The sequence below is a fragment of the Desulfosporosinus meridiei DSM 13257 genome (assembly GCF_000231385.2).
Classification (GTDB): domain Bacteria; phylum Bacillota; class Desulfitobacteriia; order Desulfitobacteriales; family Desulfitobacteriaceae; genus Desulfosporosinus; species Desulfosporosinus meridiei.
The window spans coordinates 398534-423232 of sequence record NC_018515.1; the positions used below are offsets into that span (position 1 = coordinate 398534).

Consider the following 24699-nt stretch of genomic DNA (forward strand, 5'->3'; position numbering starts at 1 on the left):
CGCCATGCCTAAGTCATCGAATCAAAAGTTAAAATTACTATATCTCCACAAAATTTTGCAAAAGAAAACAGATGAGCAGCACACCATGACAGTACAGCAAATGATCGCTGAACTTGCTGCACTTGGAATTAAAGCAGAGCGCAAAACCATTTATGATGACCTCGAAGCCCTTCGGCTATTCGGGGTTGATTTGATGTGCAGAAAAAGTAAAACCCATGATTATTATGTGAACGGAAAAACCTTCGAGTTCCCGGAACTGAAACTGCTGGTAGATGCGGTTGCGTCCGCTAAGTTTATTACAGAGAAAAAGTCCGGCGAGCTGATTAAAAAGATTGAAACTCTTGCAAGCGAATACGAAGCAAAAGACCTGCGCAGGCAGGTACTAATTTCAGGTCGGACAAAAACCGAAAATGAAAAAATATACTACAATGTAGATGTTCTGCATCGGGCAATCGCTGATGGAAAGCAGATCTCATTCCGTTATTTTGACATCGGTGTGGACAAGAAGAAACATTACCGTGACGGACACAGAACCGCCTCACCCTATGCCCTGTCATGGGAAAATGAAAAATACTATTTAATTGCGTTTTATGAAAAGTATGATGGTATTTCTCACTTTCGAGTGGAACGCATGGAGGAAATTGCGATCCTCGAAAGCGATATCCTCCAGCCGCCTGAAGGTTTTAGCCTGAGAGAATATTCGAAAAGAGTGTTTTCCATGTTTGGCGGAGAGGAGCATGAGATAACTTTGTGCTTTGACAACAGTTTAGTTGGCGTTGTTTACGATAAGTTTGGTCAAGACGTGGCGATCAAAAGTCCTGGCAAAGATAATTTCAAAATAACTGTAAGGGTAGCAGTCAGTCCGTCCTTTTATGCGTGGTTGTTCCAGTTCGGAAATTTAGTAAAGATTGAGGCACCAGCATGGGCAAGACAAGAACTGATTGGCATGGCTTCAGATATTGTCAGTGAGGTGTAAAGATAAAAATTTTATTTTGCAACATCGCCTATATGAAATATTACAAAGGCATCATTAAAAATGTGGACGAGCCGCGCTATAGCGGCTAAATATTCTGCGAACGGTGATGCCCATGAAAAATATAACTTTATGCCTCATGATACACAGGATGGCGAGCTTTGCTTAGGTTTTTTTGAAACTAAGAGCACTAACGGCGAGTTTTCCAAACAGCTTCACATCGAAAAGATTGAAGGGATTTCCAGACGTGATGAGCTTGCGGAAAATGTGTTGGTTGTTTGGTACGCCAAGTTTCATGACAATAGAACTGTCTTTGTGGGATGATACAGGAACGCTACCGTTTACAGGTATTATGAAAGCTTTGAAGTCAACTTGGAAGATGGCAGCTTATAAACCCAAAACTTTAACATAGAAGCCGCATTGGATGATTGTGTTCTGCTGTCTGAAGGCCAAAGAAACGTCCATATCTGGCAAGTCCCCCGAAAAACAAAACTCGTTCCTATGGTTTTGGACAAGCAAATGTTTGGTTTGCGTCCGAGGAATCTGCTGCGGGCTATGTAAAGAAGATCGAAACGCAAATCGAAAATTTTGATGGTGAAAACTGGCTTAGAAAATATCCAGATATAGAAATGGGGTTAGACTAGGTGCAAATCGGCTTTATCGATTTTTCTAAAGAAGAAAGAAATAAAATACTGGCTACGCTGAAGCTGCTCGGAACACAAACAGCATTGGATGAGCTTGGCATCGGAGTCATTCGGGATGCCTATGCAGATATTCTCTTCCCTGGTATTTCTACCATCCAAACAAGGGCAAAGTACTTTGTGCTCATTCCATACCTGTTTAAAAGAGCAGCAAACCAGAAACTATCTAGCGGTAGAGCGGTTCATAAATGGCTAACTGCCAATGAAGATAAAATGGTGGAGACGCTAGTACGCAATAGCGACAGCAAGGAAACCGGCATTATCGGAAAGAATGCATTAAAACAAAAACGGGCGGTCAAGATGAAGCCATCCAGCATTTATTGGAACGGCCTGCGAACCTTTGAAATTGTACGCAGTGCAGGTATTTCATTCAGTGCGGCCTGCAATGTCACTTGGTCGTCCGCTCAGAAGAAAAATGAAGCTGAACCTAAAACCGATGGTGATAGCTTTGATGATATGACAGCAGGACAAGGAAATTCCGTTTTATTTTCTCCTATCCTGCCGGATTACGATTTTGAGAAAACAGCCGCTATTACACTCACGCGCAAAGAAGCAGAGTTTTTAGCGGATAAAATTACAAAAGCCTTACTGTCCCAAAATACACTGTTTGCATTTTTAATCGAGCATAAACTTAACTGCAACAGCTTTGATGAGATTCCAGTGGATATTCTGGCGCATGAAATGAGGCATGATTATCTACTGGCAAAAGATTTTTCCGATTTTATCATTGGTGCGCACATCCGCTACAACATTATTTTCTCCAATTATCAGGATGAGGAAATGGTGGATGAGTTTAATTCCTGGAGAACTATGTTTGTAAATCGCGATTTTGATCTTGCTGCCGTTTTGGATCGCATTTCGTGTAACTATGCAACCGTAAAGTTCTGCGCAGACTTTCTTGATAGTGTTTATAAAAATGACTTGCAGGCGATGGATGAAATGATTATTGCAAGGGAAAAAGCCGTCAAGGGCGACCGCGCCAAGCTCTGCAAGCCAAATGAGTATCAGTATAACTTTGACAGGCCGGTGCATTTTTACAGGCTCGATTTTCGTTTTGGTACAGCCAAAACCATCATAGACGACATCATCAAAGGATTGGAGGGATAAGCATGGCAATGTTTGATACAGCACACAATAGATTAAGTTACGGAGAGCTTCTGCAACCGGAGTTGGGATATAAGCTTGATTTCGCTGTTGGCCTTACCTATTCCCTTGATCTCGAAGCTTTACTCGGCGTCCCCGTGTCGTTGGGCCTGCTGGATGAAGCAGATTCGGAACTAATGCGAAGCCCCTTCTACTTGCTGGAAGCAATTCGCAAAAGCAGTGACAGCCTCGCAATCTTCTGTAATGCGGGAGGCATTGCTTTACCGCAAAAAATACAGAGTATTTATTCGCTTTTAGAAAACAGTGTGTTTGAAATAAAACTTTCGAACAGACAGAACTTTCATCCAAAGCTATGGTTTATTAAATACACAAATGATGACGGTCACTCTTACATAAGGCTCCTTGTGCTCAGCCGTAATTTGACCTTTGATAACAGTATCGACCAATGTGTTGCGATGCAGGGTGAGATTACACGGACAAAACGCAATAAGAACAAGCCCCTCGCTGACATGTTGACCTTCGTTGGCGGGTATGCAGATAAAACAAAGAAGCAGAAAATTGCAAAGCTTGCAGATGATATTTTGCATGTTAAGGCGTTTGATATAGAACATCCCTTTGAAGATTATGAGTTCCTGCCTCTCGGCATAAGTGGGTACGATAAGGAAAAAACCAAACTGTTTAACAGCAAATATGATATTTTCGTTGTCTCTCCGTTTTTGAGTGACAATGTAATTAACGAGCTGTCAAAATGCCCCTACAACAAGGTGTTGGTAACGAGAAAAGCATCGGTTAGTCCATCGGTAATCAATAGTTTTAACAGCGTTTACATCACAAAGGATATTCTAAATGACAACGAATTTGGTGTAAAACAGGACATTCATGCTAAGCTCTATTTCACCATAACCAATGAAGGAAATTTCTTATACATAGGTTCAGCCAATGCCTCTCATAATGCGTTTCACAAAAATGTAGAGTTTCTGCTTAAGCTCAAATATAAGCCGAATTGCGTTGGATTCAAAACCTTTTTTAGTGACTTTATTCATGATGAAAACTGCCCGTATGAAAAAATCGAAGCTGCGCCCGAAAAGATACCAGCGGATGCGGTGCAGGATGCGATTGATAAAGCGTTCAAAGAAGCCATCTATGCCTTGAAAGGCGCAAAGGTAGTTGTAAGCGGCGACTCTTATGACATCCAAGTGGACTCAAAGGAGCTGAAAACAGAAGAAGCGGTGAAAATTGCTCCGCTGCAGCGGCAGGATCTGCTTCAGTCGCTTCTGCCGCAAACGCTGTTTAAAGGGATGTTACTCAGAGAACTGAGTGAATTTTATATTTTGTGGGTGCAAGGGCAAAAGATCGTCATAAAAATTGAAACCAAGGGCATTCCGACAGAGCGTGACAATGCGATATACAAAAGTATTATCAATACCGAGACAAAGTTTTTATCCTATGTGTCGTTTATGCTCTCTGAAGATTACGCTGCTGGGGTGCTGGAGGAATCGGAGTATCTGCGTCTGATGCAGAGTGACGAAAATGAATCGGCAAATGCACCTTTCTTTGCTGCTGTATATGAAAAGATGCTCAAAGTGGTTCATCAAAACCCAGCTCGGCTAAAAGAGGTTGCAGACGTGATAAAACGACTTGATAAGGACATCGTAGGCAATGAGTTTTTAGAGATGTACAAGCAGTTTGAACTTGCGGCAAGGAGGCTAAAAAATGATACCAAAGGATTTTCAAAAGGCTACCGCCAATCGGATACTAGCAGTGTTTCGAGGCGGTCAAAACAGAATACTGCTTGCCGATGAGGTTGGACTTGGAAAAACCATCATTGCCAGTGATGTCATAAGACAGGTTTCGGACTGGCATAGGCATGAGAAAAACGATGATCACTTTAAGGTGATTTATATCTGTTCTAATATTAATATCGCCAATCAAAATGCGAGGAAGCTTGGCATCAGAGACTTGATGAATGTTTCTGAAAGCCGCTTGTCCATGCAGCACCTCAAAATCTATCAAAACAGAGGGCGAGATCGCAGTTATGAGCAGCTCATTCCGCTGACGCCGGCCACCTCCTTTTCTATGACCTCCGGCTGCGGCAATCAAGAGGAACGTGCTTTGATGTACGCTCACCTCAAGCGACTGATTATGTTTAAGGGATACACAGCAAAACTGTTTCAGTTTCTTGCTTATGATGCGGAAAAGTATTGGCAATGGTATGTGGATACATATGAAGAAAGGGTGCAGCAGTGCGACAGCAACGGCAGCAGTTATCTCTATGAAATAGGCATGGAGCTTACGAAACGGCTTGAAGCTGATAGCGAGCTTGTAGATAACATCCTTTCAAACTGCACATCGAGAAGCCCGTCCAAAAAGTACGAGAGTAGATCACTGATCAACGCTCTTCGGAGGATCTTTGCTCAAATCAGCCTTGATAAGCTGGAGCCTGATCTGGTTGTCATGGATGAGTTTCAACGCTTCCGCGATTTGATTGTCCCCACCGATGATGAACAAGGAATGCTTACTCGGCAGTTTCTGCAAAATACCGACACCAAGGTACTGCTGCTGTCGGCAACGCCCTACAAGCCGTACTCTACATTGGAAGAAATTAGTGCCGATGAAAATGCGGAACATTACAAAGAATTTATGGACGTAATGCGGTTTCTTTTTTATGATGACGAAGCGCATCAAAGCTTTCAGAAGGTGTGGCAGGATTACTCCAGCTCTCTTTGCGAAATCTCGAAAGGTGATTTTACGGTACTGCTTGCAAGGAAGAATACTGCTGAAGATGCGCTTTATAAAAGCATCTGCAGGACAGAGCGTTTTAACAGCGGGATTATCGATGACAGCGATGCAAGGGAGGTTTCAATCTCAGACGGGGATATCCTGTCTTACAGTGAGATACAATCCCTTTTAGATGAAATCAGTGCCCGAAGCAAGCGACCCCTTCGTTATCGCAATGTTCCCATGGATTATGTAAAATCCTCACCCTACTTGCTCTCGTTCATGGAAAGCTATCAGCTCAAAAAACAAATTACAGATTATTTTTCTAAATATCATGACTTTGGACTGGTAAAAGGCCCGAATTCCAAGTGCCTGCTTCTGAAGAAAAGCACCATACATAACTATCAGCCTATAGCTGCAAATAACGCACGACTGGTAAAGCTAAAGGATGTTGTATTTGAAGGCGGTAAAAACAGTACTGAAAATTTGCTTTGGATTCCACCATCAAAGTCGTACTACAGAACAGGAAGTATATTTGATAAAAACAAAGACTATTCAAAGATACTCGTATTTTCCTCATGGGAAATGGTGCCGCGAATGGTATCGGTTATGCTTTCTTATGAAGCGGAACGGCTGACGATCGGCAAGCTCTTTCATAACGCAAAACTGAAGCGTGGCAGAGGATACTTTGCGACTAGGGAAGAACGTCGTTTTGGTATTACAAGGCTTAAAAACGAGACGGAAGATATTGTTTGCCATGTATCCGGCACTCTTGCACGGCTTTATAATCCAGATGAGCACATCGGCAAGGATATTAAGCAAATCAGGAGAGAGCTTGCCGAAAAGCTTCAGCCAAAGCTGAATGCAGTCAAAGCTAAATACAAGCTTTCCGAAAGCGGAGCTGCCGGCGCAAAGTCGCTGATAGAGCTCATAAAAGCACTGGACAGCAATCCATCAGCGACACCTTCGACTATCCCAGCTGGAGCTGTTGGCATATTAGTCAACATGGCAATTGGTTCACCTGCCATTTGTGCGTACAGGCTTTTTAATTCTAACGAGGTGATAACCAGGGCGCTTGCTAAAAAAGTATTTGTCAGCTTATTTAATAAAGCCGAAAGCTCGGCTGTTCTTGACTTGCTGTATGGCAGCAAGGGCGACGATTCCTATTACGAAAATGTCTTTCGATATTGTGTGGATGGTAATCTGCAGGCCATGCTGGATGAATACGCTCATATACTTGGCGAACATGGAGAAGCTCTTGCGGATGCGATGATCGATGCCTTTTCGGATACGGCCTCTCTGCAGGCAGATACGCTGGAATCCTTTACAGGAGCAGAAAAAGAAAAGCCGCGTCTGCGCACGCACTTTGCTGTTGGATATTTCAATGCTCGCGTTAGCAACGAAAATGTGCAGAGAACTGAAAAAATCCGCAAAGCGTTTAATTCACCATTCCGTCCGTTTGTGTTGTCTACTACATCAATCGGGCAGGAAGGATTGGATTTTCACTTCTACTGCCGCAAGGTCATGCACTGGAACTTACCGTCAAACCCTATAGACCTGGAGCAGCGTGAGGGACGTATTAATCGGTACAAGTGCCTTGCGGTGCGCCAGAATATTGCACACAAGTACAGCAGTGAAAAAACATGGGATGCTATGTTTGAAAAAGCCGCACAAACAGAAAAGGGAGATCTGCCGGATCTTGTTCCGTATTGGTGTTTGACGGATGGAGAAGCAGCTCCTGTCAAGATTGAACGTATCGTTCCGATGTATCCGTTGAGCCAGGACCGCTTGCGATACAATCGCTTGATTAAAATACTGTCGTTATATCGACTGACATTAGGCCAGCCGAGACAAGAGGAGTTAATTGAGGTAATTAGCAGAGAAATTGCCGGCAAAATCGACAATCAGCTATTTATTAATTTAAGTCCATTTTACAAATAGAAATATAAATGTGTACAAGTTGTTTTATTAGTGGTATTTTGCACCGAGGTCAGATGTCAATGACTTCAGTCAATGATATATGTGCCATCCTCCCAGCTCAGTGCAAGTGGCAATAATAAACGTCCCGGAAAATGGTTCTATAAAAATAAAGAATAACTTAAATTTAAAAAATCTACAAAGGCTAGGGGAGAGATAGAATGAATAACCCAACTTCAATGGAAAAAATAAAGGCTTATCATAGCATTAAGAACTTTCTTGATGAAGAACAACAGAAACAAATAGCGGAAATGTTAAAATTAACATCACTCGATATTGAGAAAAGATTATGGGGAAAAGATAATGAGGTTGAATTTATTTTAATGATATATCTATTGCAATGGTGTAAAAATATTGTAGGATTTGAAGAAGGTATTGCTAAATTGACTGATACCGTTGCATCTGACTTGTATATAGAATTAATTTCAGGTGAAAAGATTGTTGTTGAAATAAAATCCTCCGAGGACTCGAAGTATAAAATTTCTGAGAATATATTTAATAGGAAAGAAGAATTCGCAAAGAAATTTAATGCAAAACTCTACTTTGCAATAAAACTTGCAGGCTATTGGACTTTATATAGTAGTGATTACTTGAAAAGCCAAAATCGCAAAATTACTATAGAACAAGATTTTTCAAATTCGGAGTTCAATAAAATATTCGGCGATAGAACATTCATATTTCCTAAAGGTCTCAAGATAATAAGTTTATATTCAAAACAGGCAACTGAGCACATGGGTATTACTAATGATAATTTCGGTAACCTTATTAAATATAGAATTGAATATTTAGGTCGAAAAATATTAACCGTTAACAGTCCTAAGAATGATAAGTATTTTATGGTTTTTCTGTATGAGAATTTACAAGATATAATGTCTAATGATAAACAAACTATTTATCAGATTGATTCTGATAGAACCATGATAGAAGAGGAATTTACCAATGAGGCAATGATGAACTTATCGGGGTTTATTTTATCACCTATAAAACATATGATGAGTGAGCTCGGACATGCTTATAACTTTAGTGAATATCTTACAAATCTTATTGACAGCAAGGAACATTTCTTAACACGGCAACATATTTTATATGCATTAAGTTACTTAGCTGAATATGATTACCCTATCATGGAAAAAAGAGAAAATGAAATATACTTGTTCAAAGATATGATAATATAACAAAAATCTAATTAGAACGGTATAAAATAAAACCCACCGTATGAGTAGCAACTTCAAATGGTGTACCGTTACCAATGCCCCTTACTTACAAATTGTAGAAAATAAACCTTTTGTTGACTTTGAAAGAGTTAAATATGAGTGGGTAATCGTAGTGGTGTTTAATAGATTTTTCTTGTGGTTATACCGACTGAGAATATAGGCCATGGTTTGAAACGACTATTATTACTTTTAGAGCTAAAAAATTGACATGAGATAGTCTCAATTTACTTGAAAAATAATGAGATAGTCTCAATTTATTTGAAAGCTAGTCTCAATCCTTATAAAAATTTTCAACGAAATAATAGGCTTTTTTCTGTTTTCAGTCTCAAACTATTTGAGAGCTCACATCCAGTAAGAAGAAAAAGAACTGTTTTCAAGATTTAATTTATATAAGAATTAAAGATACCGTAGAATAAGTGAATTTTTCTTTACTTGAATATTTTTAGGCTTTTAGGGGCTATTTCCATAACAATGTTTTGGAATAGCTCCTTTTGCATTAGGTTAAGAAAGGATCGGTTCCCGCACTTGCCAGAAGAGTAATTCTTGATGAGTTAAAGAGAAAAAGGAAATAACTAATTTTTCAATTAGAGAAGGTTGGGGATCTTTATTCCAGGCAAATAGATAAATTTATAAATGATCAGGACTAGCGTTTATTTTTTCAACACATTATGTTAAAGTAATTTTGCTATACTTTAGGGTTTTCTACAAAATACTTGGCGATAGGAGATTGGATTAATGGAAAACGAACTACAAAAAAAATATGGTCTAATGACAGCAATAGCAATGGTTATTGGTATTGTAATTGGCAGCGGAGTATTTTTTAAAGCGGAGAAAGTATTGACCGCTACTGGCGGAAATCTTCCACAAGGTATCTTGGCGTGGATTATTGGTGGAATTATAATGATTGTCTGTGCTTACGTTTTCGCAACCATGGCCACCAGATATGAGAAAGTTAATGGTGTCGTTGACTATGCCGAGGCTGCTCTCGGCAGTACGTACGGTTATTTTGTAGGATGGTTCATGGCAGCTATTTATTATCCAACTCTAACTTCAGTACTGGCTTGGGTATCAGCCAGATACACTTGTGTTTTGCTGGGATGGAATATAGTTGGCGGTGAAGCTATGGCCATTGCTGGATTCTTTCTGGTTGGAAGTTATGCCTTAAACGCCCTCTCACCAAATCTTGCTGGTAAGTTCCAAGTCTCCACAACTGTGATCAAAATTATTCCGTTAGCCTTGATGGCGGTAGTCGGAACAATCGTTGGTCTAAGCAACGGAATATTGGTTAGTAACTTTACTAGTGGTGTTATTGCTGAAGTGACTAGTAATAATCCACTCTTTACCGCTGTTGTGGCTACTGCCTTTGCTTATGAAGGATGGATAATTGCAACTAGTATTAATGCTGAATTAAAGGATGCCAAGAAAAACCTGCCCTTAGCACTAACATTTGGAACACTGTTTGTTGCCCTCCTTTACATCCTCTACTACACAGGTTTAGCAGGGGCTGTCAGTAACAGCGTTATGATGAAAGGCGGCGAAGCGGGGGCAAAGCTTGCATTTTCAACAGTCTTCTCTAACCTAGGAGGTACTGTTCTGTTTGTTTTTGTTGTAATCTCTTGCTTGGGGACGTTAAATGGTTTAATGATGGGCTGTACACGTGGTTTCTACTCTTTGGCAGCTAGAGATATGGGTCCGGCACCAAAGGTTTTAAAATGTATTGATGTAAACACAAATATGCCGACCAACTCCTCTATTTTAGGCGTTCTGCTAAGTGGCGTTTGGTTACTATACTTTTTTGGTGCGAATTTGACCCCAGTCCCTTGGTTCGGTCCTTTTAGTTTCGATAGTTCAGAACTTCCGATTGTTACCATCTATGCTATGTATATTCCCATTTTTATTATGATAATGGCAAAAGAAAAATCTCTGCACTTCGTTAAACGTTTTATTATGCCATTTCTCGCCATTTGTGCCTGTGTCTTCATGGTTATTGCCGCAATTTATGCACATGGTAAAGCAGTACTCTTTTACCTTATTATTTTCTGTGTCATTATGATATTTGGAATGATGGTTAACTCCAAAAAGAAATAGTATTTTCTGTTCCTCAATCATATTTAAAGTTGAAAAAGTGCATAATCTAAGAGAGGAGAGATGAAAACAAAAGTAGAAAAAGGAGATGCAATGAAAAACCTTACAACAGCTAGAGAAACTGGATGGAAATTTGATAACAGTTATAGCCGACTGCCAAAAATTTTTTTTACTCAACTAGATCCAACCTCTGTAGGCTCCCCAAAGTTAATCGTTCTTAATAATAAGTTAGCAACGTCCTTAGGGCTGAATACGGAAGAGCTGCAAAGCAAAGATGGGATAGAGGTGCTTGCCGGCAATCAGGTTCCTAAAGGTGCCTCACCACTTGCTCAAGCCTACGCTGGGCATCAATTCGGGCATTTTGCCATGTTAGGGGATGGACGGGCTCTATTGCTTGGAGAACATCTTACTCCTCAAGGTGAGCGGGTAGATATTCAGCTTAAGGGCTCAGGGCGAACGCCATTCTCGCGTCGTGGGGATGGTCGTGCAGCGCTTGGACCGATGCTCCGTGAATACATCATCAGCGAAGCAATGCATGCACTTGGCATTCCTACCACACGCAGCTTAGCGGTAGTGACAACCGGAGAGTCAGTAATTCGGGAAACTAAACTTCCGGGTGCAGTTTTGACTCGTGTAGCTGCCAGTCATTTGCGAGTTGGTACCTTTGAATATGTAGCTAAATGGGGAACAGTTGAGGATCTCCGAGTGATTGCTGATTATACATTGCAACGACATTTTCCAAATGTTAGCGATGGGGAGAATCGCTACCTTTTGCTCCTTTATGAAGTAATTAAACGTCAAGCTTTATTAATTGCTAAATGGCAATTAGTTGGATTTATTCATGGGGTTTTGAACACTGATAACGTTACTCTAAGTGGAGAAACCATTGATTATGGCCCTTGCGCCTTTATGGATACCTATGACCCTGCAACAGTGTTCAGTTCCATCGACCTTAATGGACGCTATGCCTATGGAAATCAACCACCTATTACTGAGTGGAATCTTGCGCGATTTGCTGAAACCCTATTACCGCTCTTACATGAGGATCAAGTGCAGGCAGTCAAATTAGCTGAGGATGCGCTTTCTAATTTTGTTAAACAGTTTCACAGCAATTGGCTCACGGGAATGCGAGCTAAACTAGGAATAGCTAATGAAGAAATAGAAGATGAGTCTCTAATAGAAGACCTGTTAAAAATGATGGAAAAATATCGGGCAGATTACACTAATACCTTTCGTGCTTTGACCTTCGATACTCCTGAAGATACGGCGTTATTCGGTGCCCAAGAATTTAAAGAGTGGCGTATGGCCTGGCAGGCAAGGTTAGAAAGACAGAAAGAACCAAAGGCTGCCATCCTTGAGTTAATGCGAAAATCTAATCCTGCTCTAATCCCTCGCAACCATCGTGTAGAAGCTGCTTTGGAAGCTGCAGTAAAACAAGAAGACTATAATGTGATGCAAAAGCTTCTTACTGTTCTTTCAAATCCCTACGAACACTCCGCAGAACAAGTCGAATACTCGAAGCTACCTGAGTCAGCAAACTGTTCTTATCGAACCTTTTGTGGTACCTGATAGGGAACTCTATTCTGCTATATTGAACAAATTGATTTAGAAACCTCTCGCTTTTGTACCAATATATTAAAAATCATTGATTTATGAAGCAACGATGGTATTAAATCAAATCCATGAATAATAAATTAATATTTAAATAAAATAATAGTTGACATTATATCTTAAAAGGTGTAATCTAACAAAGCGCCAACACGACGCACTGATTGAAGTAAGAAACGCCTCAAAGGCTTTTAAATGACAATCAAAAAAAACAAATCTTCTTATTGACAACGCAAGTTGAAAATGCTAAGATGTGATTCCGGCCCAAACGGGTCAAACAAAATCCATGGTCTTTGAAAACTAAACAACAAGGACAGCCAATGAGAGAAACTCTTAGGAGTTTCAAAATAAATCATGAGTCAATCATCTTCTTCTAATGAGAAGTTTGAAATAACTTTTTTTGGAGAGTTTGATCCTGGCTCAGGACGAACGCTGGCGGCGTGCCTAACACATGCAAGTCGAACGGAGAATTTTGAAAAGTTTACTTTGAAAAATTCTTAGTGGCGGACGGGTGAGTAACGCGTGGGTAACCTACCCATAAATCCGGGACAACCCTTGGAAACGAGGGCTAATACCGGATAATCTTAGAGCCTGGCATCAGGTTTTAAGGAAAGATGGCCTCTGAAGATGCTATCGATTATGGATGGACCCGCGTCTGATTAGCTAGTTGGTGGGGTAAAGGCCTACCAAGGCGACGATCAGTAGCCGGCCTGAGAGGGTGAACGGCCACACTGGGACTGAGACACGGCCCAGACTCCTACGGGAGGCAGCAGTGGGGAATCTTCCGCAATGGACGAAAGTCTGACGGAGCAACGCCGCGTGTATGATGAAGGTCTTCGGATTGTAAAGTACTGTCTTTGGGGAAGAACGGTGGCTTTGAAAATATTGAGGCCACATGACGGTACCCAAGGAGGAAGCCCCGGCTAACTACGTGCCAGCAGCCGCGGTAATACGTAGGGGGCAAGCGTTGTCCGGAATTATTGGGCGTAAAGGGCGCGTAGGCGGATTTTTAAGTCCGGTGTGAAAGATCAGGGCTCAACCCTGAGAGTGCATCGGAAACTGGGAATCTTGAGGACAGGAGAGGAAAGTGGAATTCCACGTGTAGCGGTGAAATGCGTAGATATGTGGAGGAACACCGGTGGCGAAGGCGACTTTCTGGACTGTAACTGACGCTGAGGCGCGAAAGCGTGGGGAGCAAACAGGATTAGATACCCTGGTAGTCCACGCCGTAAACGATGAGTGCTAGGTGTAGAGGGTATCGACCCCTTCTGTGCCGCAGTTAACACAATAAGCACTCCGCCTGGGGAGTACGGCCGCAAGGTTGAAACTCAAAGGAATTGACGGGGGCCCGCACAAGCGGTGGAGCATGTGGTTTAATTCGACGCAACGCGAAGAACCTTACCAAGGCTTGACATCCTACGAATCTTTAGGAAACTAGGGAGTGCCCTTCGGGGAGCGTAGAGACAGGTGGTGCATGGTTGTCGTCAGCTCGTGTCGTGAGATGTTGGGTTAAGTCCCGCAACGAGCGCAACCCCTGTATTTAGTTGCTAACAAGTAAGGTTGAGCACTCTAAATAGACTGCCGGTGATAAACCGGAGGAAGGTGGGGATGACGTCAAATCATCATGCCCCTTATGTCTTGGGCTACACACGTGCTACAATGGCCGGTACAGACGGAAGCGAAGCCGCGAGGTGAAGCAAATCCGAGAAAGCCGGTCTCAGTTCGGATTGCAGGCTGCAACTCGCCTGCATGAAGTCGGAATCGCTAGTAATCGCAGGTCAGCATACTGCGGTGAATACGTTCCCGGGCCTTGTACACACCGCCCGTCACACCACGAAAGTCTGCAACACCCGAAGCCGGTGAGGTAACCCGAAAGGGGGCTAGCCGTCGAAGGTGGGGCCGATAATTGGGGTGAAGTCGTAACAAGGTAGCCGTATCGGAAGGTGCGGCTGGATCACCTCCTTTCTAAGGAGAACGGTTTAGAGCTTAGGCTTTAGACGAACATCCTAGTGGTCGATTCTTTCAGAGGACGAGGTTGAAAACCAAATCGACTGTAAAGATCAATAACGAGTCGCAAGACTCACGCCGAGGGATCGGCAACTCATTGGAAACAGCTGTTGTTTAGTTTTGAGAGACCAGGAAACATCGAAGGAATTCGATGAATTATGGAACCTCACTCACAAAGGATTGAGGAAAGGCAGTTATGCCTGACTAATATCCTATATTTTTGACGGGTAAGAGTCTTAACAGACTTAAACCAGAACTGTTCTTTGAAAACTGCATAGAGAAAACTAGTAAAGTCGAACGAATTCACATCAATACGGACGTATTGAGTAAACCTAAAAGTAGCGACCAATAGGTCAAGCTATTAAGGGCGTACGGTGGATGCCTAGGCGCTAAGAGTCGAAGAAGGGCGCGGTTAACAGCGAAATGCCATGGGGAGTCGTAAGCAGGCTTTGATCCATGGATACCCGAATGGGGCAACCCAACCGGAGTCATGTCCGGTTATCCTCAACTGAATACATAGGTTGAAGAAGACAACCCGGGGAACTGAAACATCTAAGTACCCGGAGGAAAAGAAAGAATCATCGATTCCCTGAGTAGCGGCGAGCGAAACGGGAAGAGCCCAAACCGAATCCTTCGGGATTCGGGGTTGTAGGACCCTCTTTTAAGAATGGAATTCTAGTCGAACAGATCTGGAAAGGTCGAGCAAAGAAGGTAACACTCCTGTAGACGAAAGAAGGACATTCTGTGAGGGAATCCTGAGTACCGCGGGACACGTGAAACCCCGTGGGAAGCAGGGAGGACCACCTCCCAAGGCTAAATACTACTTAGCGACCGATAGCGAACCAGTACCGTGAGGGAAAGGTGAAAAGCACCTCGGAAGAGGAGTGAAAAAGAACCTGAAACCGTACGCTTACAAGCAGTTACAGCACAGTTATGTGTAGTAGCGTGCCTTTTGTAGAATGAACCGGCGAGTTACGGTATGTAGCAAGGTTAAGGCGAGAAGCCGGAGCCGAAGCGAAAGCGAGTCTGAAAAGGGCGAAAGTTACATGCTGTAGACCCGAAACCGTGTGATCTACCCATGGCCAGGGTGAAGGTGGGGTAAAACCCACTGGAGGCCCGAACTCACTGTCGTTGAAAAGGCAGGGGATGAGCTGTGGGTAGGGGTGAAATGCCAATCGAACACGGAGATAGCTGGTTCTCCCCGAAATAGCTTTAGGGCTAGCCTCAATTGATGATCGATGGCGGTAGAGCACTGAATAGGCTAGGGGCCTTACCAGGTTACCGAACCTTATCAAACTCCGAATGCCATCAGATTTAGATTGGGAGTCAGACTGTGGGGGATAAGCTTCATAGTCGAAAGGGAAACAGCCCAGACCATCAGCTAAGGTCCCCAAGTATACACTAAGTGGGAAAGGATGTGGAATTGCACAGACAACCAGGATGTTGGCTCAGAAGCAGCCACCATTTAAAGAGTGCGTAATAGCTCACTGGTCGAGTGGTTCTGCGCCGAAAATGTAACGGGGCTCAAGTGTATCACCGAAGCTATGGCTTGCGCTTCATGCGCAGGGGTAGGGGAGCGTTCTATCAGCAGAGAAGTCATTTCGTAAGGAATGGTGGAGTGGATAGAAGTGAGAATGCCGGTATGAGTATGCGAAAAGGAAGGTGAGAATCCTTCCCGCCGAAAATCTAAGGATTCCTGGGGAAGGCTCGTCCGCCCAGGGTAAGTCGGGACCTAAGCCGAGGCCGAAAGGCGTAGGTGATGGACAACTGGTTGAGATTCCAGTACCACCTAGAAATGTTTGAGCAATGGGGTGACACAGAAGGATAGGTTAAGCCAACCGTTGGTTGAGTTGGCCCAAGCGAGTAGGAGGTAGGGTAGGCAAATCCGCCCTGCGAGACTCTGAGACGTGATGGGGAGCGAAAATTAGTAGCGAAGTAACCGACTCCAAGCTGTCAAGAAAAACCTCTAGTGAGTGACTAGGTGCCCGTACCGTAAACCGACACAGGTAGATGGGGTGAGAATCCTAAGGCGCGCGAGAAAACCCTCGTTAAGGAACTCGGCAAAATAGCCCCGTAACTTCGGGAGAAGGGGCGCTCTTAGCAATAAGAGCCGCAGAGAAATGGTCCAGGCGACTGTTTAACAAAAACACAGGTCCCTGCTAATCCGAAAGGAGATGTATAGGGGCTGACACCTGCCCGGTGCTGGAAGGTTAAGAGGAGAGGTTAGGGGCAACCCGAAGCTTTGAATTGAAGCCCCAGTAAACGGCGGCCGTAACTATAACGGTCCTAAGGTAGCGAAATTCCTTGTCAGGTAAGTTCTGACCCGCACGAAAGGTGTAACGATCTGGACACTGTCTCAACGAGGGACTCGGCGAAATTGTAATACCCGTGAAGATGCGGGTTACCTGCGACAGGACAGAAAGACCCCATGGAGCTTTACTGTAGCTTGACATTGGATTTTGGTATAAAATGTACAGGATAGGTGGGAGACTAAGAAGCTAGGGCGCCAGCCTTGGTGGAGTCAACGGTGGGATACCACTCTTTTTGTACTGAAATTCTAACTAGGTCCCCTGAATCGGGGATTAGGACAGTATCAGGTGGGCAGTTTGACTGGGGCGGTCGCCTCCTAAAGAGTAACGGAGGCGCCCAAAGGTTCCCTCAGCGCGGTTGGAAATCGCGCGAAGAGTGTAAAGGCAAAAGGGAGCTTGACTGCGAGACCTACAAGTCGAGCAGGGACGAAAGTCGGGCTTAGTGATCCGGTGGTACCGAGTGGAAGGGCCATCGCTCAACGGATAAAAGCTACCCTGGGGATAACAGGCTTATCTCCCCCAAGAGTCCATATCGACGGGGAGGTTTGGCACCTCGATGTCGGCTCATCGCATCCTGGGGCTGTAGTAGGTCCCAAGGGTTGGGCTGTTCGCCCATTAAAGCGGTACGTGAGCTGGGTTCAGAACGTCGTGAGACAGTTCGGTCCCTATCCGTCGCAGGCGCAGGAAATTTGAGAGGATCTGTCCCTAGTACGAGAGGACCGGGATGGACGAATCCCTGGTGTACCAGTTGTCTCGCCAGAGGCATAGCTGGGTAGCTATATTCGGAGCGGATAAGCGCTGAAAGCATCTAAGCGCGAAACCGACCTCAAGATGAGATTTCCCACAGCGAAAGCTGGTAAGACCCCTGAAAGATGATCAGGTTGATAGGCCAGGTGTGGAAGCACGGTGACGTGTGGAGCTGACTGGTACTAATCGGTCGAGGGCTTGACCTAAATCGAGACGCTAGGTGAGTGGCTCAAATTCTTAGACAATACTAGATAGACTCTGTGCAGTTTTGAGAGAACAGCAATCGAAAGAAAGCGATATCTCAGACATCTGGTGATTATGCCGGAGGGGTTCCACCCGTTCCCATACCGAACACGGAAGTTAAGACCTCCAGGGCCGATGATACTTGGGGCATAGCCCCTGGGAAAGTAGGTTATCGCCAGGTAAAACAAGCGAAAGATCATCTCGTTAGAGGTGGTCTTTCTTTATGTTCATCCTTCCACCTCATCTGGGGTGTCTTAAATTCGCCCACGTGGGCGAATTTGGGGAGCCGGGGTTCCACCGGTTCGAGATCCACACTGCAGGAGAATGCGTCACGGGACGCAGTGTGGCGAAAGGCTCATTCCTTCGCCGCTAAGGCGATACTGTCCACCGGACACTATCGTGCTTTTCGTATACCGAACACGGAAGTTAAGAATCCACACTGCAGGAGTGTGCGTTACGAGTCGCAGTGTGGCGAAAGGCTCATCCGCCTTTCGTATCGCTAGGTAAACAAACGACGGATTATCTCTAACGAGATAGTCCGTCGTTTGTTTTTTACCATAATAAAATTTTTTGCAATCTTCGAACGGAATGTAACATCTCTTCACATGAAACCTTATTTCTCATATCTTATAGAGGAGGTGGAGAAATGCCTAATGGAGAACAACTAACGGGCCCTGTAACTCAATGTGTGTCTCGAATTAACAGTGTTGACGGGTTTTTGAATGCTGTAGATAAAGTGTTCCAGAGAATTTGTCCTATTGGAAGATGTGAATTATGGTATCGTGGTCAAAACCAACCTGCGAATCCAACTGGATTTAATCTAACACCAAGTATTGCTCGATCTGGCCGCAATCCGCTGATGGAGATTATCTATCTATCAAAGTTTAAATCCTATGCTATTCCTAGTGTTCAGGGATTACCCTCCTTTCCTATACCGAATGGCTCGGATGCCTATTGGCACTGGCTCTTTATGATGCAGCATTATGGGGTACCAACCCGGTTATTGGATTGGAGCCGTGATGCACTAACTGCGCTATTCTTTGCTTTAGATGGTCGAGGGCCTAATGATGCCGGAAAAGATGCTGCGGTTTGGATTCTTAATCCTGTTCGGCTCAATGAAGCCTTTTCCTTTCATAGTTTTGTGAACCCAGGATATATTCCTAATGTCAATGAAAGAATTGTTAATCTATACTTTGGTCCAAATGCTGAAATCCCTTCGAATAAGAAACCGGCTGCAGTAATCGGACCTCTGAACAACACCCACATTGTTGCTCAACGTGGAGTTTTTACTCTATTTCCTCATGATAAGGAGATTAAATCTTTAAATCTCTTCTCAGACGCATCCAATTATCTTGTTGAGATTTGTATCGCTGCTGAAAGCATTTCCTTAATTTCTGAGCAGTTAAAACGATACGGAGTCACACGGTTTACGCTTTACCCAGATATCACGGAGGTCAGAAATCAAATTGCTCTTGAAGGCGAAGAGGAGGGACAGCTTCCCGTTGCAGCTCCTGATACTACTCAGGAAATTGCAACACAATCAGTAAAGATTAACCAAGGGAAGCCACATTTCACTGGTAGTGCATTCAATGAGACAGGGTCTTCCTTTCTTTCTGTAAAAAGTCACGAATGAAAAGATTAAATGATTAAAGGCAAACTCTAGCATAGAGCTAGAGAGTTCATGGGAGATATGTGAGGAGTTATGCCGTCTTCTTATGAAGTTCATAGGTATATTCACAACTTAGGAGCCTCATAAAGACTATGCGAGGATCATATCTTAATCATAGAGGTGCTTATGGTATGGTAATAATCTTGTCTAGTCTTTTTAGCAGCACTGTAAACAATTTTTTGATTTCCTTTGGGGTAGTAGTTGGAGCTAGCATTTTTGGCGGAATAGGGGCTGTCATAACGAATGATCCACCACTTAAGGCTATGCTTGATATCGCTAGTTCTATTAAAATATGGGCCGTGGCAGTGACCTTGGGAGGTACATTTGATTCTTTCGCGGTAATTGAAAAAGGCTTATTTGAAGGAGAATTTAGATCCATCATAAAGCAAGCGATATATGTTTTGACCGCTCTCTTAGGGGCCAATATGGGCTATAAAATTATTAAGTTAATCCAAAGGTGTAGCGAATGAATCCATTGAATAATAAAGGATTAAATGGAAAATCCTGTTTTTTTACTGGGATAATCATTGGAATACTAGTTGGTGCGGCGGCCTTTAATATTATGGTAAGTTATAGATTGGATTCATTATATAAAAGAATTGCCTACTTTGAACAGATTATTGATGATAAGAACGCTGTACTTGAAAAATTCGAAAAGAATATAAATACTAGAAGTCTTCGAATTAAGCGTATTGAAGTAGCATTAGTTTTCGATGGAGATGAAATTGATCAAATTAACATCGAAAAGAGCGTTAAGGATAGGTATAGCGAGCTATTAGGTAAAGAAGTTAATAAAGTTGATTCTGATTTAATTGTTGAAGTAGTTGATAAAAGAATTTTAAAAATTGAAGATAAGGAATTTAAACTAAAGGTTAACAAACTAATTCTTACAGAGGTAATGAAAATATGGATTAGTGTTGAACCAGTAAGTCAATAATGAGGATTATTTCGTAGTAAAGAATCCTTGAACTTTACTGCCAGAACTGCTATAGTTCTGGCAGTTTTAAATACTTTTGAGCATTGCTTTTGTGTAATTTTAAGTTTGATTATGTTCTAAGAGAATGTATGGTAGTTTTACCATTTTTTGAACCGGTTGATAAATGAAAAAACTGATAGGCTTGTACTTTAGCATCAAAATGGAGTATCAAGCCTATCAGTTTTTCATGGAACTTTTGTGTGAATTTGTCAAAAGTACTATAATGATTAGAGAGAATCATAGGGCGGGAAGGGATAACCCATGCAAAGTATACAAATAGATCCTACTCTTTATAACACAAAACCTGACGAGGCAGACCGTACCCGAAAAGAAATGGATACTTACGACCAATTAGATAAGTTAGGTATTTCCTATTTCCGGTTAGACCATGAAGAAACACCATCTATTGAGGCTTGTGATGAAATAGAGAAGCTATTAGGAATTGAAATCTGCAAAAATCTATTTCTTTGTAACACCCAAAAAACAAGGTTTTATCTGCTAATGATGCCGGGCCGCAAGAAGTTTAGAACGAAGGATTTATCCAGACAAATTAATTCTTCCAGATTATCCTTTGCTGAGGCGGATGATATGGAGAAGTACCTAAACATAGTTCCAGGATCAGTCAGCGTATTAGGTCTTATGAACGATGTAAACAAATGTGTAACTCTGTTAATTGATAAAGATGTATTACGGGATGAATTTCTTGGATGCCATCCCTGTGTCAACACATCAAGCTTAAAAATCAAGACTGCAGACCTTTTATCCAAGTTTTTGCCTTATACCGGACATGAACCTACTCTCGTAGAATTGTGATAAGGCAAGCCCTTAAACCTCTTTAAGTAAAATCTGGCTTAACTCGATTCGAGGGCGAGCATTTGGGTCTTGGTCAGGGTAGCCGACAGGCAGTAAGGCTACAACATTGTAGTTCTCGCCTAGTCCTAAAATCTGCTTTACCTTTTCTTGATCGAACATCATAACCCAGCACGTGCCAAGGCCCAGGTCGACAGCACGCAATGTAATATGATCGATAGCAATGGCGGCATTTAAGCGTAAGTAGGCTTCGGCAGTGGCTTGATCCATCGGTCGGCGTTTGGCATAGCTTTCGGTGTCCATTTTTTCGAGGGGAGTATCTTTAAAGGCTCCTGCCTCCATGAGTTCGCGTGCGCGGGTTCCTATGCCACTAAGGGATTCTGTGTCTATACAGCAGGCGATGATAACTGGTGCCTGACTTACAAAGGGTAAGGGAGTAGCTTCGCTTAATTGTGCACGAGCGGTTTCACTTTTAATCACGACAAAGCGGGTGGGTTGTAGATTACTGCCAGAAGGAGCTAGTCTTGCAGATTCAATAAGTTGAGTAATCTGAGATTCTGGGATTGGGTCTGATTTGAATTTACGAATACTACGTCTGGCTTTCATTGCTTCTAGTAATTCCATTTTAACAACCTCATTTTTCACAAAAATTTAAGAATTTATTATGGGGTTAAGAATATGGTCTGAGCATAACGGTAGTAGTCACTGCCGGTTCAAAGATAGTATGAGAAATGAAATGTTTCTTATACCCTCTTATTAAATATAATTTACCATAACGTTATTGTATCAAATTTCTTATCAGTATTGACATTAGGGGCTAGAAGAATATATATTTAGAACAAAAGACAACATGTGTATATACACATGTTAGTGCTACTAGAATTTATCTAGCTAAGGAAGGCGATAGTGCCATGACGCAGCAGCTTAATTACAATTCGAAATCTCCCAGCCCTTGTCACTGCTTAAATATAAGGAGGGCGTCCAGGTCGGTAACCCAATTTTATGAGAGGGTGCTAGAACCGAGTGGGTTAAAGGTTACTCAGTATTCATTATTGCGAAATCTTGAATGGGCTAAGTTAGTTAGTATGACTGAGCTGGCCAGAATTATGCGCATTGATCGGACTACCTTGAATCGTAATATAAAGCCCCTGGTGAAAGCAGGTTTAATAGAAGTTAATGCTTCGGGAGAAGACTCACGTTCAAGAAATGTGACGCTCACCGAGGCAGGGAAGGTTACCTTAGCTAATGCCGGGGTGTTGTGGAGGGAGGCCCAAGAAGCTATAGAAGAATATTTGGGAATTGAGGAATTAGATACTCTTAGGAATTTACTTTCGAAGCTTGAGGCTTTGGTTTAATTGGCTAAGGATATATTAAATATACTATTAGTAAATTTAAACTTAGTGAATTTAAACTTAGTGAATTTAAACGAAAATAAGTGTATATACACATTTGTATGAACAATAGAGGGGTGAGCACGTTGAAAATATAACGGGTTTGGTGAAGGGTTATAAATCGAATACACCTTAGTGGTTTAGAGAGGAGAGATTGGGAATGTCTTTAACAACCCAAATAAAGGAGTTTGCCTTGGATATAGGCTATAGCAAAGTTGGGATTATACCTGCTGAAAGCTTTCCGGAATACATAGCTGATTTAACTAATCGACAGGAGATGTATTCATTCTATATCAAGGGAGCCTATCGTCCGTTGCTTGGAGCAGAACCACGTTCACTGATGCCCAAGGCAAAGTCGATCATTACAACAGTCTATGATTATTCGCAAAAGAACTTCCCAAAGGAATTGACGGAAAAAGTTGGCAGAGTATATCAAGCTAGGTGTTATAATGCTCCTCCTGAGCGGATCAATGGAGCCAGGCCACAATTGATGAAGAATTTTCTGCGTCAACTAGGATGCGAAGTTGGAGAAAAAATCAGTTTGCCGGAAAGATTAGTCGCTGCCAAAGCAGGCATCGTGAATTACGGAAGGAATAATTTTGCTTATGCAGAAGGTATAGGCTCTTTCATCTATCTTACTTCTTTCGTAGTCGATAAGGAGCTGGACTATGATAGCCCTAGTTTTGTGGTGGGTTGCCCGGAAGGCTGTTCAGCCTGCATGAAAGCTTGTCCGACCCAAGCCATTTATGAACCTTTAAAATTGAACCCCCGCCGTTGTATCGCCTTTAATACCTTCATAACTCAAGATCGTATGGCAGGAAGTTACATTGAACCAGAGATTCGTGATAAAATGGGCACAAAGATTCATGGGTGTGACATCTGTCAAGAGGTCTGTCCCCGAAATCAGGCAAGGTTAAAGGAAAAACTTCTCGAAGATGAGTTTTTGGTTAAAGTGGCTCAGGATTTTAGTCTCGCGAAAATCCTTAATATGACAGACAATCTTTATTTATCGAGAATACAACCATTAATGTACAATTATATAAAAGAGAAGAAATATTTTCAGCGTAATGCAGCCATTGCCCTTGGGAACCTAGGTGATCCGGCATTTATACCTGATCTGTCAGTTGCCATGCATGATCCGGAAGAGCTGGTACGTGGTTATGCAGCTTGGGCTTTAGGGAAAATTGGCGGCCAGTTAGCCAAAGGAATTCTTACGGAAGGTAACCGCAGGGAAACATCCGAATTTGCCAAGAGAGAGATTAGAGATGCCTTATTGAGGATTGAATAGGAGGGTAAATGATGGAAACAAATTACCGAATTGCCTATAATAAATACTGGCAGGACTTAAAAAAGATGGTTCCAGAAGAAATTGCCACACACCTGGCGGTGACCTATTCTAGCGATACTCAACAATTCATTGTAAGCTTCTTCAATTCAGAGTATATAGTAGATTATAGTACCGAAAGAATCTACAGGAAATCAGACGGACATGTACCTGAGATAAACGCCTCAATAATAATGCTTAACTACCTGGCCTATGCTAAAAAGCCTCAAGACATGCCTAGAAAATGGGTTAGCCTCAAAGAGCTTCCGAAGGGTGGAATGTTGTTCTATCCTGCCTTTCATAAAGATTCGATCTTAGGTCTTGTTAAATCCTTCGGGCAACAGCCCAAAGGATTGTTAGAGTGCGCTGCTGCCTTAGGTGGAGTTCCGGCATCCTTTGGTGATGCGTCAGCTGTTTTTCAAGCCTTTCCCGAAATCCCTCTATGTGTAATAGTTTGGGAAGGGGACGAAGAAGTTCAGGCAAATGCTACCATCCTATTCGAGCCTTCTATTGAACATCTACTGCATATTGAGAGTGCAATTGGGTTGGGGATGTATCTGGCAAGTAAATTAAGGCGGGAAGCAAAATCCTTTTTATAACATAGGAAGTTACAAATAATAGATATACACATTAGGAATAATCTGAGGACTGAAGAAGAGGAATATTACTTAAGGAATAAAAGCAATAATATAATCTAGTAGACTTTAGATGTCTCCCGTTTACTTAATACACAGGTAATTCGCCTGTGTTTTTTGTTTATCTGAATATGGGCAGAAAGCAGGTCTCCATTGTCCTTCCTCCCTTTACTGGACATTGGTATAAATTCAGTGTAGTTTACAAGTG

16 protein-coding genes and 3 rRNA genes are annotated in these 24699 nt (G+C 42.6%); 18 read left to right on the forward strand and 1 reads right to left on the reverse strand.

The annotated features are described in order from the left end of the window. Positions 1-4: 4 nt before the first annotated feature. The 15 genes from DESMER_RS01890 (at position 5) to DESMER_RS01960 (ending at position 21144) form a co-directional block, all read left to right on the forward strand. A complete protein-coding gene (locus DESMER_RS01890) occupies positions 5-976 on the forward strand; it encodes a helix-turn-helix transcriptional regulator (protein WP_014901371.1) in 972 nt (323 codons plus the stop codon). A 60-nt stretch (positions 977-1036) separates the two neighbouring features. After that, the gene (locus DESMER_RS24215; protein WP_014901372.1) at positions 1037-1297 is read left to right on the forward strand and encodes a hypothetical protein; all 261 of its coding nucleotides are present in this window, start codon (positions 1037-1039) and stop codon (positions 1295-1297) included. A gap of 320 nt (positions 1298-1617) precedes the next feature. Further along, entirely contained in the window at positions 1618-2781 is a 1164-nt protein-coding gene (locus DESMER_RS01900; RefSeq protein ID WP_014901373.1) for a DUF6361 family protein, read from the forward strand. A gap of 2 nt (positions 2782-2783) precedes the next feature. Then, complete coding sequence (locus DESMER_RS01905) at positions 2784-4580, forward strand: phospholipase D family protein (RefSeq protein ID WP_014901374.1); 1797 nt, start codon at positions 2784-2786, stop codon at positions 4578-4580. Continuing rightward, positions 4492-7437: a DEAD/DEAH box helicase gene (locus DESMER_RS01910; protein ID WP_014901375.1), complete on the forward strand. Its 2946-nt coding sequence runs from the start codon at positions 4492-4494 to the stop codon at positions 7435-7437. Before DESMER_RS01905 ends, DESMER_RS01910 begins: the two co-directional genes overlap by 89 nt. Before the next feature lie 197 nt (positions 7438-7634). Further along, the gene (locus tag DESMER_RS01915) at positions 7635-8648 is read left to right on the forward strand and encodes a PDDEXK family nuclease (RefSeq protein ID WP_014901376.1); all 1014 of its coding nucleotides are present in this window, start codon (positions 7635-7637) and stop codon (positions 8646-8648) included. Between the two features lie 774 nt (positions 8649-9422). Then, entirely contained in the window at positions 9423-10775 is a 1353-nt protein-coding gene (locus DESMER_RS01920) for an APC family permease (protein WP_014901377.1), read from the forward strand. Positions 10776-10865: 90 nt separating this feature from the next. Beyond that, positions 10866-12341 (forward strand): protein adenylyltransferase SelO, encoded by a 1476-nt coding sequence (locus tag DESMER_RS01925; protein WP_014901378.1) that lies wholly within the window; start codon positions 10866-10868, stop codon positions 12339-12341. A gap of 436 nt (positions 12342-12777) precedes the next feature. Continuing rightward, positions 12778-14345 (forward strand): 16S ribosomal RNA (locus DESMER_RS01930). Between the two features lie 393 nt (positions 14346-14738). After that, positions 14739-17649: ribosomal RNA gene (locus tag DESMER_RS01935) — 23S ribosomal RNA — on the forward strand. A gap of 102 nt (positions 17650-17751) precedes the next feature. Then, positions 17752-17867: ribosomal RNA gene (gene rrf, locus DESMER_RS01940) — 5S ribosomal RNA — on the forward strand. Together the 16S, 23S and 5S rRNA genes form the textbook arrangement of a ribosomal RNA operon. 465 nt (positions 17868-18332) lie before the next feature. Next, positions 18333-19319 (forward strand): FRG domain-containing protein, encoded by a 987-nt coding sequence (locus DESMER_RS01945; RefSeq protein WP_014901380.1) that lies wholly within the window; start codon positions 18333-18335, stop codon positions 19317-19319. A 128-nt stretch (positions 19320-19447) separates the two neighbouring features. Continuing rightward, on the forward strand, positions 19448-19825 hold the full coding sequence (locus tag DESMER_RS01950; RefSeq protein ID WP_014901381.1) for a YtrH family sporulation protein: 378 nt from the start codon (positions 19448-19450) through the stop codon (positions 19823-19825). Next, positions 19822-20292 carry a sporulation membrane protein YtrI gene (locus DESMER_RS01955; protein WP_014901382.1) on the forward strand — a complete coding sequence of 157 codons (471 nt, stop codon included), beginning with the start codon at positions 19822-19824 and terminating at the stop codon, positions 20290-20292. Before DESMER_RS01950 ends, DESMER_RS01955 begins: the two co-directional genes overlap by 4 nt. Before the next feature lie 300 nt (positions 20293-20592). Beyond that, a complete protein-coding gene (locus DESMER_RS01960; RefSeq protein ID WP_014901383.1) occupies positions 20593-21144 on the forward strand; it encodes a prolyl-tRNA synthetase associated domain-containing protein in 552 nt (183 codons plus the stop codon). A 12-nt stretch (positions 21145-21156) separates the two neighbouring features. On the opposite strand, the gene DESMER_RS01965 is transcribed toward DESMER_RS01960, so the two are convergent. Beyond that, positions 21157-21765: a nitroreductase family protein gene (locus DESMER_RS01965; protein ID WP_014901384.1), complete on the reverse strand. Its 609-nt coding sequence runs from the start codon at positions 21763-21765 to the stop codon at positions 21157-21159. A 386-nt stretch (positions 21766-22151) separates the two neighbouring features. Here DESMER_RS01965 and DESMER_RS01970 point away from each other — a divergent pair, with 386 nt between their 5' ends. The 3 genes from DESMER_RS01970 to DESMER_RS01980 all read left to right on the forward strand — a co-directional run bounded on the left by DESMER_RS01970 (position 22152) and on the right by DESMER_RS01980 (position 24455). Beyond that, positions 22152-22496 (forward strand): MarR family winged helix-turn-helix transcriptional regulator, encoded by a 345-nt coding sequence (locus DESMER_RS01970; protein WP_242831032.1) that lies wholly within the window; start codon positions 22152-22154, stop codon positions 22494-22496. 196 nt (positions 22497-22692) lie between these two features. Next, entirely contained in the window at positions 22693-23820 is a 1128-nt protein-coding gene (locus tag DESMER_RS01975) for an epoxyqueuosine reductase (RefSeq protein WP_014901386.1), read from the forward strand. 11 nt (positions 23821-23831) lie between these two features. After that, positions 23832-24455 carry a DUF3786 domain-containing protein gene (locus DESMER_RS01980; protein WP_014901387.1) on the forward strand — a complete coding sequence of 208 codons (624 nt, stop codon included), beginning with the start codon at positions 23832-23834 and terminating at the stop codon, positions 24453-24455. Positions 24456-24699 lie beyond the last annotated feature (244 nt).

Bases quoted from the DNA above. Each gene is read 5' to 3' on its own strand.
- DESMER_RS01910 (WP_014901375.1), top strand. From the start codon at position 4,492: ATGATACCAAAGGATTTTCAAAAGGCTACCGCCAATCGGATACTAGCA.
- DESMER_RS01905 (WP_014901374.1), top strand. From the start codon at position 2,784: ATGGCAATGTTTGATACAGCACACAATAGATTAAGTTACGGAGAGCTT.
- DESMER_RS01920 (WP_014901377.1), top strand. From the start codon at position 9,423: ATGGAAAACGAACTACAAAAAAAATATGGTCTAATGACAGCAATAGCA.
- DESMER_RS01955 (WP_014901382.1), top strand. From the start codon at position 19,822: ATGAATCCATTGAATAATAAAGGATTAAATGGAAAATCCTGTTTTTTT.
- DESMER_RS01965 (WP_014901384.1), bottom strand. From the start codon at position 21,765: ATGGAATTACTAGAAGCAATGAAAGCCAGACGTAGTATTCGTAAATTC.
- DESMER_RS01945 (WP_014901380.1), top strand. From the start codon at position 18,333: ATGCCTAATGGAGAACAACTAACGGGCCCTGTAACTCAATGTGTGTCT.
- DESMER_RS01975 (WP_014901386.1), top strand. From the start codon at position 22,693: ATGTCTTTAACAACCCAAATAAAGGAGTTTGCCTTGGATATAGGCTAT.
- DESMER_RS01950 (WP_014901381.1), top strand. From the start codon at position 19,448: ATGCGAGGATCATATCTTAATCATAGAGGTGCTTATGGTATGGTAATA.
- DESMER_RS01980 (WP_014901387.1), top strand. From the start codon at position 23,832: ATGGAAACAAATTACCGAATTGCCTATAATAAATACTGGCAGGACTTA.
- DESMER_RS01890 (WP_014901371.1), top strand. From the start codon at position 5: ATGCCTAAGTCATCGAATCAAAAGTTAAAATTACTATATCTCCACAAA.
- DESMER_RS24215 (WP_014901372.1), top strand. From the start codon at position 1,037: ATGTGGACGAGCCGCGCTATAGCGGCTAAATATTCTGCGAACGGTGAT.
- DESMER_RS01925 (WP_014901378.1), top strand. From the start codon at position 10,866: ATGAAAAACCTTACAACAGCTAGAGAAACTGGATGGAAATTTGATAAC.
- DESMER_RS01960 (WP_014901383.1), top strand. From the start codon at position 20,593: ATGCAAAGTATACAAATAGATCCTACTCTTTATAACACAAAACCTGAC.
- DESMER_RS01915 (WP_014901376.1), top strand. From the start codon at position 7,635: ATGAATAACCCAACTTCAATGGAAAAAATAAAGGCTTATCATAGCATT.